The sequence below is a fragment of the Pseudoalteromonas sp. 3D05 genome, from assembly GCF_002723455.1.
Lineage (GTDB): Bacteria > Pseudomonadota > Gammaproteobacteria > Enterobacterales > Alteromonadaceae > Pseudoalteromonas.
Genome location: NZ_PDUS01000017.1, coordinates 102,228 through 102,469 on the forward strand (window position 1 = coordinate 102,228; position 242 = coordinate 102,469).

Consider the following 242-nt stretch of genomic DNA (forward strand, 5'->3'; position numbering starts at 1 on the left):
TCAAAGGATTAGGTAAAGAAGCTCGCTTGGTTATGCTGCCATACGAAGCACATGGCTATAAAGCGCGCAAGAGCTTATTGCATGTGCTTTGGGAGCAAGAACAATGGCTTGATAAATACTTGCTAAATGAAAGTGATACACAAGTAAAGGGTGAATAACGATTACTTTAATCGAGGCCGTGAGCACAAGAAGACCCACTCTTAATCTCACGGCACTTTCCCAATGCAAAGTGAGCGTATGTA